The following is a 12452-nucleotide window of genomic DNA, read 5'->3' as shown; positions in this document are numbered from 1 at the left end:
ATGAAGCTCGACTCGATGTACCAGGACATCATCCTGGACCACTACCGCAACCCGAAGGGCAAGGGGCTGCGGGACGGCGACGCCGAGGTGCACCACGTCAACCCGACGTGTGGCGACGAAATCACCCTGCGGGTGAAGCTCGACGGTGCCAAGGTCACCGACGTCTCGTACGAGTCCCAGGGCTGTTCGATCAGCCAGGCCAGCGCCTCGGTGCTGAACGAGCTGGTGGTCGGCAAGACCGTCGGCGAGGCGCAGGCCGTCCAGGAGGCCTTCCTGGAGCTGATGCAGAGCAAGGGCCAGGGCGAGGGCGACGAGGAGGTGCTGGAGGACGCGGTCGCGTTCGCCGGCGTCTCCAAGTACCCGGCCCGGGTCAAGTGCGCGCTGCTCAGCTGGATGGCCTGGAAGGACGCCACCGCCCAGGCGCTCGCCAAGAACCCCGCCGTGAACGACTGACCCGCAGAGGAGGACAAGACCATGAGTGACGAAACCCCCTCCACTGCGGAGGAGCAGACCGGCACCGTCATCGTCGGCACCACCGCCGGCACCGTCTCGGTCGAGGACCTGACCGAGGCCCTGATGGACGTCGTCGACCCCGAACTGGGCATCGACGTCGTCAACCTGGGCCTGATCTACGGCATCCACATCGACGAGTCCGACGTGGCCACCATCGACATGACGCTCACCTCGGCGGCCTGCCCGCTGACCGACGTCATCGAGGACCAGGCCAAGACGGCCACCGACGGCCTGGTGCAGGACCTGCGCATCAACTGGGTCTGGATGCCGCCGTGGGGCCCCGACAAGATCACCCCCGACGGGCGCGACCAGCTCCGCGCCCTCGGCTTCAACGTCTGAGGACGGGCTAGTTCGTCAACCTGCTGCCGTACAAACCTCCCCTTCGAGGGAAAGGTTTGTACGGCAGTGGTATATCTGCGACCGGGCGGCCAGGCTGGAGCCGCGACCGTGGAGGGAGCGACGTAATGGCTGTGGAAGCAACCGGGCACTGGACGTTGCCCGACTCGCCGTACGCCATGTGGGTCCGGGGCGAGCTTGAGCAGTATCTGCGGATTCCGGACGATGGCACGCGGGTCGAGGTCATTGGAGGGGAGTTCGTCGTGTCACCGGCGCCGGCAGTTACGCATGCGGTGTTCCTCTCGCACATCGAGCGACGGTTCACGCTGGCCTTGGGTTCGGATCCGGCCTTCCCGTGGAGGGCACTGCAGACGGTCAACCTGGACCTGGTGGAGATCGGTGACGGCTACATCCCGGACCTCGTCATCGTGGGTACCGAGGTCGAGGAGCGGGCTCTGAACGGAGACCTCTCCCGCCTCCACCCGGACGACATCGGCATGGCGGTCGAGGTGACCTCCCCGTCCAATGCCCGCTATGACCGCCGCCCGATGTTCGGGCGGCAGATCAGGTCCACCAAGTGGAACGGGTATGCCCGGGGCGGGGTGCCGTACTACCTGCTGGTGGACCGCGACCCGCGGCAGTCCGGTGTCACCCTGTTCGGGGAGCCGAACCGGGGCGAGGGGACGTACGAGGTGCTGGGCGAGTGGAAGTTCGGTGAGACCGTCCGGCTGCCGGAGCCGTTCGACGTCGAGATCGCAACCGACGCCTGGAAGCCCTGGAGCGTCTGAGGCCTGCCGCGCGGCCCGGGACTTCTTCGGAAGTCCCGGGCAGCGGCGTTCTGTGTGTGGGCCGTCAGGCGGTGGGCTTGGGTTTGCGGGCGACGGCGATGGCGAGGGCGGTGCAGGCGAGGGCGGCGAGGGCGGCGAAGCCGCTGACGGAGGGGAGGAGGCCGTAGGTCTGGACGAGGGCGCCGAGGGCGATGATGGGGGCGGAGCTGCCGAGGTAGACGATGACCCAGAGGGCGCTCAGTTCGGAGCCGCGGCGTTCCGGGTTCATCGCGGTGACGGCGCTGGTGAACAGGGAGCGGAAGGCGACGCCCTGGGAGACGCCGCCGAGGACGCTGCCGATGAAGAGCAGTGCCGGGGTGCCGGTGTACTGGGCGGCGACGACCAGGCCGAGGCCGGTGGCCAGGCCGGTCATGCCGAGGGCGGTCACCACGCGGTCGGAGGTCGGCGGGACGAGCAGCTGGGTGGCGGCGGAGGAGCCGAGCAGGAGGGCGGCCACGATCGCGCCGACCAGCTTGGAGTCGGTGTGCAGCAGCTTGGCGGCGAAGGCCGGGGCCAGGCTGAGGTAGACGCCGAACACCGCGTAGGAGATGAAGCCGGCGGTGGCGGCGAGCAGGAACTCGCGGCGCCCGGTGCGCGGCAGCCGCAGGCGCTGGGGGCGCAGGTGGGCCGGGGTGGTGATGCGGGGCGGGGAGGCCGGCGGGCGGCTGCGGCCGGGCATCCGGGGGTGGAGGAGGGCCAGCGGCACGCAGAGCGCGAGCAGGGCGATGGCGTGCAGCAGGAAGGGCGTCAGCAGCGGGTCGGAGCCGCCGGCGAGCAGGGCGCCGACCACCGGGCCGAGGGCGACGCCGCCCGCGGAACAGGCCAGGGTGATCTTGGCGGCCAGGGTCGGGTGGTCGGGCAGCAGGTCGCCGAGGGCGGCTCCGGCGGCGCCGGTGGACAGGCCGACGGCGATGCCCTGGACGGCCCGGCCGGCGGCGAGCTGCCAGAAGCTGTCGGAGGTGGCGAACACGACGTCGCCGACGGCGGACAGCGCGACGGCGGGCAGGATCAGGGCGCGGCGGCCGAGGTGGTCGGACCAGTGGCCGACCACGGCCAGGACCGGGACCAGCGCCAGCACGTAGATCGCGAACAGGACGGTGGTGTCGAGCGCGGTGAGGTGCAGCCGCTGCTGGAGGAGCGAGTAGATCGGCGTGGCCAGGTTGGCGCCGATCAGCATCAGCAGCAGGGCGGCGGCCACCAGGCCGACGCGGACGCCGCGCAGCGCGTTCCAGCGGCTGATCGCGGCGAGTCGGAGCTGGGCGCGCGGCGCGAGCTCCGGGGGAAGCAGGGCCTCCGACAGTCGGCGTCCGTCGAGCTGCGCGGTGCGCAGGCCGGAGCCGGCGGGGGAGAGGTCCGCCATGGCAGGGGTCTCCTGTGGCCGGGCACCACCGGGGTCGGCGGGGTGTGCCGGCGCGCCCGTCCGGAGGCGCTGTGGTGGTGGCCGAGGGTACGGGCTCCCTGGTGGGGCGAGGTGAGCTGAAGAGGGCCCCTCCGGCCCGGGGTCGGGCGGAGGGCGGTTGGGCTTCGTTGCCCCGGTGGCACGCGCGGGGTGTGCGCGGTACCAGACCGAAGGATAAGGGGTGGGCGTACGCCCATGGCGCGCGCCCCTGGGTGCGCCCCGTACGGCCGGGCGTCGGGGGTGCCCGGCCTATACGCTGAGGTGATGGATCGGTACGCGGCGCTGTTGGGCTGACCGCTGGGCTGAGGGAGAGCGCACAACGATGGCCGGACGACGTCGCAAGAACACCGGGGCTTCGACGGGTGAGGGCGCGGCCGAGGCGGTGCTGCCCGCCGACCTGGAGCTCCAGGACCTCTACGGGGCGTTCGCCGCGCACGGGCTGGACGACGAGGACCTGGACGACGCGGCCGTCCTGGTCCCGCCGGTGAAGCTGCCCGCCGAGCGCGAGCTGGCCGAGCAGGCGAAGGCCGTACCGATGTTCGGGTACGCGCTGGCGCTGGCCCGCTGGTCCGCCCCGCACCGGGAGGTGGACGAGTTCGGCGACCTGGTCGAGGCGGACCGGGCGCCCGCGGCCCGGCTGCTGGGCCTGGCCCCGGCCGAGGGCGAGGTGCTCGAGGAGGCCGAGGTCGAGGCGCTGCGGGCCTGGTCGCTGGCCTGCGACCTGGACCTGGTGGAGCTCGGTACGACCGCGGAGGGCGAGCATGTCGCCGTCCCCGGCCCGGACCTGGAGCCCGCCGAGCAGGGGGACCCGGAGACCGTCCTGGAGCTGTGGCTGACCGCCGCCGGGATCGTCCGGGAGCTGGCCGTCGAGGCGGACTCCGTCCCGGAGGAGGGCGCCGGGGAGGCCGGGGCCGAGGAGGGCGAGGAGGGCGAGGAGGACGAGGACGCGCTCTCCGAGGTCGAGGAGGCCCGTGACGAGGCCGCCGAGCTGCTGGACGAGGCCCTGCAGGTGCTCTACGAGACCACCGCCTTCGCCGAGCCCGGCAACGAGACCGTGCCGCTGGGCGTGCTGGCCGCGCTGCTGGTCGTCCCGGAGGGCGAGGAGCCCAGCGAGGAACTGCTCGGCGACATCACGGACGTGATGGTCGCGCTGGACCCGATGCTGGGCGACCTCGCCGAGCTGGGCCTGCTGGACTACCGCCCGATCGACCCCGAGCTGTTCGACGAGGAGGACGGCGAGGAGCCCGGCGTGGTCGGCGAGGAGCCGCTGGACGAGGAGGAGTCGGCCCGCTTCGGGCTGGTCCGGCTCACCCCGCTCGGCCAGTACGGCATCCGGCAGTGGCTGCTGGAGGACGGCTACGACGCGCCGCTGGTCGGCGACCTGGCCAAGGGGGACGCGGCCGAGCTGCTGCGCGGCGTGTGCGAGTCGGCCAACGTGCTGCCGGAGGAGGAGCTGCGGGCGTGGACCGCCGACCGGGAGCCGGTGGCGGCGGCGCGCGAGCTGCTCGCGGCGGCGCGCGGCTCCGACGGCTACGGCCCGCTGCGCCGGATGCTCGGCGTCTCGGCGCTCAACCTGCTCGGGCCGGGCGCGGAGCCGGCCGCCCGGGAGGTCATGGACGACCCGGAGCTGGGCGGTGCGGTGCGGGCCTGGCTGACCGCGCAGGGGGCGACGGACGTCCCGGTGCCGGACCGGGCGATGGCGCTGTGGACGGTGGTCGACACCTTCGCCGCCCAGCTGCTGGACAACGGCGGGGACGCCGAGCTGCTGGGCGAGCTCGTCGCCGACCTGCCGGTGAACGGCGATCCGGCGGGGTGGTTCGGCGAGCTGTGGAGGGTCGACCACCCGTACACGGCGGACGTCCTGGAGGCGATCGGGGAGCTGCATCCGGACCGGGCGCTGGCCAAGGAGGCGCGCAAGGCGGCGTTCAAGGCGCGCTCCAGGAGCTGAGCCCTCCGAGCGCACCGTACGGCGGTCTAGGGAAGGTCCAGTGAGCCGTCCTCGGTGAAGGGGAAGAACGGGTTGTGGGCCAGCTCCCAGAGGTGGCCGTCCGGGTCCTCGAAGTAGCCGGAGTAGCCGCCCCAGTCGGTCGGGACCGGCGGCTTGACCACCACGGCGCCGGCCTCGACCGCCGTCCGCAGCGCGGCGTCCACCAGCGCGGGGGACTCCAGGTTCACCGCGAGGGTGACGCCGCGGAAGGAGGGCTCCCCGGTGGCGGGCACGCCCGCGTCGGCGGCCAGCTCGTCGGTGGGGAAGAGGCCGAGCACCGAGTCGGCGGTGCGGAACCAGACGATCTCCGGGCTGGAGGCGGTGGAGCGCTTCCAGCCGAGCGCCTCGTAGAAGCGGGCGCTCTCGTCGAGGTCGGTCACCCCGAGGGTGACGATGCTGATCCGGGCGGGGAAGGCGCCCTGCCCGGTGCGGTCCTGCGCTGCGTCGTTCTGTGCTGTCATGCCGCCAGGTTAGGGAGGGCGGCTGACAACCGGGCGCCCTGACACGGCCACCACCCCCGTCCGGGGGCCGAGCTGATGACCCGGCAGCTGCGGCCACGTAAGGTGGCGTCAGCGGTGCGGGTGCGAGGTCTCGGGGGTGCGGCACAGGATGATGCGGGAGAGCGGCGGCAGGCACCAGAAGCGGGACGCCGGGTCCTCGGGGTCCGCCCCGGCCCCGGACCGGCCGGTCCGGGAGGACCGTTTCGCCGGTCGGCCCGCGGACCGGTCACTGGACCGGTCTGCCGAGCAGGGTGCCGGTCGGCCCGCGGGCAGGCCCGTCGACCGGTTCGCCGACCAGGAGGAGTTCTCCCGCCGGACCCTGGCGGCGGCCGACTTCCCGGTGTACGGCGTGGCCGCGGGGCAGGCTCCCGCGGGAGGGGTCCCCGCGGGCGGGACGATGACGGCCGACGGGGCGTTGGCCGGTGAGGCGCTGGCCGCCTTCGAGACCTCCGGCGGCGAGCTGCGCTGGGTCGAGGTCCAGTGTGGCGACTGGCGTTCGGCGGCCGGCCCGTACGTGACCGTGCGCACCTACCGGCCGGGGGCCGAACCGGGCGAGCGGCTGCCCGAGCTGGAGGACCTGGTCGAGGACGAACGGGACCGCGTCTACGAGCAGTTGGGCGTCGACGAGGGCGACGGGCCGGGCCGGGTACGGGCGTTGCGCGCGTGGATCACGGTGGACGGCGAGCCCTGCGCGGTGGAGGTGCACGAGGACCGGCCGGTGCCGGTGCCGGAGCCCGGCGCCCCGGCGGCGGACGGTCCGGAGCCGGTGTGGGCCGGGCGGCTGCGGGTCGGCGGGCTGACCGTGACGGTGTGCGCGCGCGGGGTGGCCCCCGGCGCGGTGGAGCTCGGCGCGATCGGCGACTTCGAGGACTGCCTGCGCGGCCGCACCGAGCTGCTGCGCGACCTGGCCGCCCGGCGGGCCCGCCGGGTGCCGGTCGAGGAGCGTGAACTGCCGCCCGCCGTCGGGATGGAGGCGCACCGGGCGCTGATCGCGCAGAGCGTCGCCGAGTCCGCCGCGATCGAGGCGCAGGTGCGGGTGGGGCGCACGCCGAGGCTGCCGCGCGGGCTGCGCGGGGAGGTCGGCGCGGTGCGCTGGGAGGCGGCGGTGCGCCAGCAGATGCGGCTGGCCACCGAGACCCGGGAGGAGGCCGCGGCGGCGGTGACCTCGATGGTGAACCACCTCAACCGGCTGTCCCAGCAGACGCACTGGCTGGTCGGCACGGCGGAGGGGGAGGCGGCCGTCGAGGAGGTCGTCCGGTACACGGTGTTCGCGAGCGAGGTGGCGAGCCTGCCGGCGCAGCGGGCCTGGGCGCAGCTGTGGCGGGAGCGGCCGGGCGGCGGCGGGGCGGGGGTCTGGGAGGAGCAGCGGCTGGCCGAGCAGCTGTGGCTGTCGGCCTGGGAGCAGTGGCGGGCGGCGCGGCGCTGACGGGTCGGGCGGGTCGGGCGGGCCGGCGGGGGCCTCAGTAAAGCACAGGTCATGTGACGGTCATCAGTCGGCAAATGGCCGCCTGGGCGTGAGGTGGGCGTCATGCCGGGTTCACCCGCCCGGCGGAGCCTGCTGGGCGTCGGCATCCCGCACCGGCGCCCCCGCTCATCCTCAGGAGTTGCTGCCATGTCGCTGTCCCGCCGGGACTTCGTCAACCGTTCCACCCTCGTCGGGGCCGGCGTGCTGATCGCCGGCGGCGCCGAGGCGCTGGCCAGCGCCCCGGGCGCGATCGCCGCCCCGGTCGGCGGCGAGGCCCCGGTCGCCGCGGCCGCCGGGACCAACTCGGCCGGCGGCACCGCCGTCGGCTACGGCCAGCTGGTCCAGGACCCGGCCGGCCTGCTCTCCCTGCCGAAGGGCTTCTCGTACAAGGTCCTCAACCGGGCCGGCGTCACCAAGCTGCGCACCGGCGAGTTCACCCCGAGCAACCACGACGGCACCTCCGCCTTCGAGGACGAGCGCGGCGGCAACCTGATGGTCGTCAACCACGAGCTGGCCGGCGCCCGCGCGAACTGGCCGCACCCGGTGCCGCTGACCGAGGGCCACGTCTACGACCCGGGCGCGGCCGGCGGCTGCACCATCGTGCACGCCAAGCGGGACGGCTCGGTCGAGCAGTGGGTCGGCATCGCCGGCACCGCCACCAACTGTGCGGGCGGCGTGACCCCGTGGGGCACCTGGCTGTCCGGCGAGGAGACCGAGGACAAGGCCGGCAAGAACGGCTTCACCAAGGACCACGGCTACATCTTCGAGGTCGACCCCTTCGACGACGACTACAACCGGGACCCGCAGCCGGTGAAGGCCTTCGGCCGCTACGCGCACGAGGCCGTGGTCGTGGACCCGAAGCGCGGCCAGGTCTACCTGACCGAGGACGCCTCGAACCCGAACGGCCTGCTGTTCCGCTGGACCCCGCCGGCCGGCTTCAAGCACGGCCGCTACCAGCTGCGCAAGCTCGCCGCCGACGCCGGTGTGCTGGAGGCCTTCAAGGTCTTCGACGCCCAGGGCAAGTTCGTCGACGACCTCTCCCGCGCCACCAAGGTCGGCACCACCTACGGCGTGGACTGGGTCAAGGTCCAGGACCGCGACGCCAGGACCGTCTCGGTGCGCAAGCAGTTCAAGGACGGCGAGGTCAGCCGCGCCCGCAAGCTGGAGGGCATGTGGTGGGGTGACGGCGGCTTCTACTTCGTCTCCAGCTTCGCCCGTTCGGAGAGCCCGCTCCAGCACGACGGCCAGGTCTGGTTCTACAACCCGGCCCGCCGCACCATCACCCTGAAGGTGCTGCTGGGCGTCAACACCGACGTCTGGGGCGACCACGACAACTTCGACGGCCCGGACAACATCACCGTCTCGCCGTACGGCGGCATCGTGATCTGCGAGGACGGCGAGGGCGTCTCGCACCTGTTCGGCGCCACCGAGGACGGGCTGGTCTACCCGATCGCCCGCAACGAGCTGAACATCGGCACCGCCGAGAAGCCCGAGTTCAGCGAGTTCACCGGGGTGACCTTCTCGGACGACGGCAAGACCCTGTTCGCCAACATCCAGACCCCGGGCATCCAGCTGGCGATCAGCGGCCCGTGGCGCCGGCTGAACGAGCACAAGCGCGGCCAGGGCTACGGCGAGTGACGAACCGTCAGGAATGACCGTGCGGCTGCCCGCGGACTACTCGTCCGCGGGCAGCCGCAGTTGCAGCATCGCCAGCAGCCGCTGCTGCGGCTGGGCGAGGTCGATGCCGGTCAACTGCTCGGCGCGGCGCACCCGGTAGCGCAGGGTGTTGGGGTGGATGTGCAGGGCGTCCGCGGCCACCCGGACCTCGCCGAGCGCGTCCAGCCAGGCCAGCACCGACTCGGCGAGCCGGGTGCCGTGCCGGCGGTCGTACGCGGTGAGCGCGGTCAGCCGCGGGTCGCGCAGGCCGGTGCGCTCCTGGAGCAGCGCGAGCATCTCGCTGACCAGCACCTCCGCCTGGACGTCGATCAGCGCCGCGACGTCGAGGTCCACTCCGCCGCGGCCCATCGCGTCCAGGATGCGGTCCGCCTGCGCGCGGGAGTCGGGGACCTGGGCCAGGCCGTCGACGGTCGAGCCGATCGCGGCGCGCAGCGGGACGCCCAGGTGCTCCCGGGCGGCCGCCACCACCTCGAAGGCCCAGTCGCGCACGGTGGTCATCGGCAGGCCGGGCGGCAGCTCGGGCAGCAGCACGTACACCCGGGACTCGATCGGGGCGAGCAGCGCGGTGCGGTGCCGGGCGGCGGTGTGCACCGAGATCAGGCCGGTGACGTCGGAGCGGTGCAGCACGTCGGTGGTGTGCGCGCTGTAGGCCAGCACGGTGGCCGGGCGGCGCAGGTCCAGGCCGAGGTGGGTGGCGAGCGACTGGGGGCCGGTGGAGCCCTCCAGCAGGCCGGTCAGCAGCGTCTGGGTGAGCCGGACGTCGGCGGACAGCTCCCGGCGGCGGCGCACCAGCTGGGCGGCCGCGACCCGGGCGGCGCCGACCAGGGACTGCTCGGCCAGCGGGGCCAGCGGCTGGGCGCCCTCCTGCACCCAGATGGTGCCGAGCGGCTGCGCCCCGGCCCGGATGCCGACCGCGAGGCGGCGGCGCAGGCCCAGCTCGGGGTGCGGCTCGACCGCGATCGGGGTGTCCGAGCTGCGCAGGTGCTGGAAGATGCCCCACTCGCGGAGCTTGGACAGGTACGGCTCCGGGCCCTGCCAGCCGAGGATGGACAGCCGGCGCAGGTCGTCGACCTCGTCGGAGTCGGAGGAGCGGGAGTAGGCCAGCACCCGGCTGGAGGTGTCCTCGATCGAGACGATGCCGTTGGTGAGGACGGCGACGGTCTGGGCGAGGGAGAAGAGGTCGCCCGCGTTGGGCTCGGGGGCGCCGGGGGCGTCCGGGGCGTCCGGGCCGGCGATGATCGCCCGGGCCAGCGAGTCGAGGTGCTCCCAGCGGGTCTCGCGGCGCACCGAGAGCAGGGCGACGCCCGCGTCGGTGGCGGCCTCGCGCAGCGCGTCGGCCTGGCCGGGGCCGTCCAGCTTCACCGCGACGGCGGCGGCCCCGGCCCGGCCGGCCGCGCGCAGGGCGGGCAGGGCGGCGCGGCCGCGGGCGCCGATCGCGAGCACCAGCTCGCCGGGGGCGGCGGTCGGCGGGTCCTCCGGGTCGAGGATCGCGACGTCGCGCACCGGGACGTCCAGGCCCAGCGGGGCGGCCTGCAGCTCGACCAGCGGTTCGCCGAGGGACATCAGGAGTTGACGGAGCGGCAGGCCGGGGGTGGTCACGCCGGTCCTCCTTCATCCGCTCGGACAACGTTTCGCGGTCGATTTTAGCCGGACGGACAGAGATTCGGCGTGGCCGCCGGACCGCGGCCCGGCGCGCGGGCGCGCCGGGGCCTGCTGACGGGCACCGGCGTGCGAGCCGCCTTCGCGGGCCGGGGGCGTGAGCCTGGAGGCGCGAGGTGGCGCGGGGTGGTGTGAACAGTGGGGCGATCGGGGACGGTTCGTGACCGCGGCGTGACCGACTTCGTCGGGCCGGACAACGCCGTACGGGGGAATTTAGCCGCGCGGCCAATCAAGTCGCCCGGTGGCCAGGAATAGCGTTCGTGCTGTGGTCGGCGTGCAACCCGCGCCGGCAATCCCCCCGCACTGAACGAAGGAGAGCGTGCGCTCTATGGACGCTGTGACCCAGGTCCCCGCGCCGGTGAACGAGCCGGTCCACAGCTACGCCCCCGGGAGCCCGGAACGGGCCCGTCTGGAGGCCAAGCTGAAGGAGCTGGGCGGCCAGGAGCCGGTCCAGCTGACCATGACGATCAACGGTGAGCGCCGGATGGGCGGCGGCACCGAGATCCACGTCGTCCAGCCGCACAACCACGCGGCTCGGCTCGGCACCCTGCGCAACGCCACCCAGGCCGACGCGCAGGAGGCCATCGACACTGCCCTGGCCGCAGCCGAGGCCTGGCAGGCGCTCTCCTTCGACTCCCGCGCCGCGATCTTCCTCAAGGCCGCCGACCTGCTGGCCGGCCCCTGGCGCGAGACCCTGGCCGCCGCCACCATGCTCGGCCAGTCCAAGACCGCGCAGCAGGCCGAGATCGACACCCCCTGCGAGCTGGTCGACTTCCTGCGCTTCAACGTGCACTTCGCCCGCCAGATCATGGCCGAGCAGCCGATCTCCTCGGACGGCGTGTGGAACCGCAGCGACCACCGCCCGCTCGAGGGCTTCGTCTACGCGATCACCCCGTTCAACTTCACCGCGATCGCCGGCAACCTGCCGACCGCGCCCGCGCTGATGGGCAACGTGGTGCTGTGGAAGCCGTCCCCGACCCAGCAGTTCTCCGCGCACCTGCTGATGCAGCTGCTGGAGGAGGCCGGCCTGCCCAAGGGCGTCATCAACATGGTGACCGGCGACGGCCTGGCCGTCTCCGAGGTCGCGCTCAAGCACCCGGCGCTGGCCGGCATCCACTTCACCGGCTCCACCGCCACCTTCCAGCACCTGTGGCGCGAGGTCGGCACCAACATCTCCGGCTACCGCACCTACCCGCGGATCGTCGGCGAGACCGGCGGCAAGGACTTCCTGGTCGCCCACCCGTCCGCCGACCCGAAGGTCCTGAAGACCGCGATGACCCGCGGCGCCTTCGAGTTCCAGGGCCAGAAGTGCTCGGCGCTGTCGCGGGCCTACGTCCCCGCCTCGCTCTGGGCCGGCCTCAAGGACGAGTTCGCCGCCGAGGTCGACGGCCTCACCATGGGCGACGTCAGCGACCTGTCCAACTTCATGTCGGCCGTCATCGACGAGCGCTCCTTCGCCAAGAACAAGGCCGCGATCGACCGCGCCCAGGCCGACCCGCAGGTCGAGGTCCTCGCCGGCGGCACCTACGACGACTCGGTCGGCTACTTCGTCCGCCCGACCGTCCTGGTCTGCCAGGACCCGGCCGCCGAGTACTTCAAGGACGAGTACTTCGGCCCGATCCTGGCCGTGTACGTCTACGAGGACGAGAAGTACGAGGAGATGCTGACCCAGATGGAGTCGGTGTCCCCGTACGGCCTGACCGGCTCGATCATCTCCCAGGACCGCGCCGCGGCCCAGGACGCGATGCACAAGCTGCGCTTCGCCGCCGGCAACTTCTACATCAACGACAAGCCGACCGGCGCCGTCGTCGGCCAGCAGCCCTTCGGTGGCGGCCGGGCCTCGGGCACCAACGACAAGGCCGGCGCCAAGCAGAACCTGGCGCGCTGGACCTCGACCCGCTCGGTCAAGGAGACCTTCGTCCCGCCGACGGACTACCGCTACCCGCACATGGGCTGACCAGCCCCCCTGGCCAGCCGGCTCGTCCCGTAGCCACCGGTCACCCGCGACGCCCGGTCCCGCAGCCGGGCGCCGCCTCCCGGGGCGGCGGTGCCCCATCCCCGCACCGCCGCCCCGGCCCTTTCTGCCATC

At 73.4% G+C, this 12452-nt stretch carries 10 protein-coding genes; 7 read left to right on the top strand and 3 right to left on the bottom strand.

Annotated features, from left to right (window positions below):
• The 3 genes from sufU (at window position 1) to ACFVU7_RS18600 (ending at window position 1637) form a co-directional block, all read left to right on the top strand.
• Entirely contained in the window at window positions 1–453 is a 453-nt protein-coding gene (sufU, locus tag ACFVU7_RS18610) for a Fe-S cluster assembly sulfur transfer protein SufU (RefSeq protein ID WP_049650585.1), read from the top strand.
• Window positions 454–474: 21 nt separating this feature from the next.
• Window positions 475–852 (top strand): metal-sulfur cluster assembly factor, encoded by a 378-nt coding sequence (locus tag ACFVU7_RS18605; RefSeq protein ID WP_079271946.1) that lies wholly within the window; start codon window positions 475–477, stop codon window positions 850–852.
• Window positions 853–977: 125 nt separating this feature from the next.
• Window positions 978–1637, top strand: coding sequence for a Uma2 family endonuclease (locus ACFVU7_RS18600; protein ID WP_388045995.1), 660 nt, complete (start codon window positions 978–980; stop codon window positions 1635–1637).
• Window positions 1638–1701: 64 nt separating this feature from the next.
• On the opposite strand, the gene ACFVU7_RS18595 is transcribed toward ACFVU7_RS18600, so the two are convergent.
• Window positions 1702–3036: an MFS transporter gene (locus ACFVU7_RS18595; protein WP_049650576.1), complete on the bottom strand. Its 1335-nt coding sequence runs from the start codon at window positions 3034–3036 to the stop codon at window positions 1702–1704.
• Window positions 3037–3397: 361 nt separating this feature from the next.
• Between ACFVU7_RS18595 and ACFVU7_RS18590 the strand changes: the two genes are divergently transcribed.
• Window positions 3398–5023, top strand: coding sequence for a hypothetical protein (locus ACFVU7_RS18590; protein WP_388045994.1), 1626 nt, complete (start codon window positions 3398–3400; stop codon window positions 5021–5023).
• A 26-nt stretch (window positions 5024–5049) separates the two neighbouring features.
• On the opposite strand, the gene ACFVU7_RS18585 is transcribed toward ACFVU7_RS18590, so the two are convergent.
• Window positions 5050–5523, bottom strand: coding sequence for a VOC family protein (locus ACFVU7_RS18585; RefSeq protein ID WP_049650575.1), 474 nt, complete (start codon window positions 5521–5523; stop codon window positions 5050–5052).
• 148 nt (window positions 5524–5671) lie between these two features.
• On the opposite strand from ACFVU7_RS18585, the gene ACFVU7_RS18580 reads away from it, so the two are divergent.
• On the top strand, window positions 5672–6988 hold the full coding sequence (locus ACFVU7_RS18580) for a hypothetical protein (RefSeq protein WP_388045992.1): 1317 nt from the start codon (window positions 5672–5674) through the stop codon (window positions 6986–6988).
• A gap of 186 nt (window positions 6989–7174) precedes the next feature.
• Window positions 7175–8665 carry an alkaline phosphatase PhoX gene (locus ACFVU7_RS18575; protein WP_049654998.1) on the top strand — a complete coding sequence of 497 codons (1491 nt, stop codon included), beginning with the start codon at window positions 7175–7177 and terminating at the stop codon, window positions 8663–8665.
• Window positions 8666–8701: 36 nt separating this feature from the next.
• Here ACFVU7_RS18575 and ACFVU7_RS18570 read toward each other — a convergent pair whose 3' ends face one another.
• Complete coding sequence (locus ACFVU7_RS18570) at window positions 8702–10303, bottom strand: CdaR family transcriptional regulator (protein ID WP_241852794.1); 1602 nt, start codon at window positions 10301–10303, stop codon at window positions 8702–8704.
• A gap of 388 nt (window positions 10304–10691) precedes the next feature.
• On the opposite strand from ACFVU7_RS18570, the gene pruA reads away from it, so the two are divergent.
• Window positions 10692–12320: an L-glutamate gamma-semialdehyde dehydrogenase gene (gene pruA, locus ACFVU7_RS18565; RefSeq protein WP_049654997.1), complete on the top strand. Its 1629-nt coding sequence runs from the start codon at window positions 10692–10694 to the stop codon at window positions 12318–12320.
• Window positions 12321–12452 lie beyond the last annotated feature (132 nt).

Origin of the sequence: Kitasatospora sp. NPDC058046, from assembly GCF_042885595.1 — a bacterium.
In the GTDB taxonomy this organism is placed as follows: domain Bacteria; phylum Actinomycetota; class Actinomycetes; order Streptomycetales; family Streptomycetaceae; genus Kitasatospora.
The sequence above is the reverse complement of the archived record's forward strand: the minus strand, read 5'-3'. Positions and strand labels throughout refer to the sequence as shown.

What these genes read in the sequence shown, in the direction of transcription:
- sufU (WP_049650585.1), top strand. Translation starts at nt 1, where the DNA reads ATGAAGCTCGACTCGATGTACCAGGACATCATCCTGGACCACTACCGC.
- ACFVU7_RS18605 (WP_079271946.1), top strand. Translation starts at nt 475, where the DNA reads ATGAGTGACGAAACCCCCTCCACTGCGGAGGAGCAGACCGGCACCGTC.
- ACFVU7_RS18600 (WP_388045995.1), top strand. Translation starts at nt 978, where the DNA reads ATGGCTGTGGAAGCAACCGGGCACTGGACGTTGCCCGACTCGCCGTAC.
- ACFVU7_RS18595 (WP_049650576.1), bottom strand. Translation starts at nt 3,036, where the DNA reads ATGGCGGACCTCTCCCCCGCCGGCTCCGGCCTGCGCACCGCGCAGCTC.
- ACFVU7_RS18590 (WP_388045994.1), top strand. Translation starts at nt 3,398, where the DNA reads ATGGCCGGACGACGTCGCAAGAACACCGGGGCTTCGACGGGTGAGGGC.
- ACFVU7_RS18585 (WP_049650575.1), bottom strand. Translation starts at nt 5,523, where the DNA reads ATGACAGCACAGAACGACGCAGCGCAGGACCGCACCGGGCAGGGCGCC.
- ACFVU7_RS18580 (WP_388045992.1), top strand. Translation starts at nt 5,672, where the DNA reads ATGATGCGGGAGAGCGGCGGCAGGCACCAGAAGCGGGACGCCGGGTCC.
- ACFVU7_RS18575 (WP_049654998.1), top strand. Translation starts at nt 7,175, where the DNA reads ATGTCGCTGTCCCGCCGGGACTTCGTCAACCGTTCCACCCTCGTCGGG.
- pruA (WP_049654997.1), top strand. Translation starts at nt 10,692, where the DNA reads ATGGACGCTGTGACCCAGGTCCCCGCGCCGGTGAACGAGCCGGTCCAC.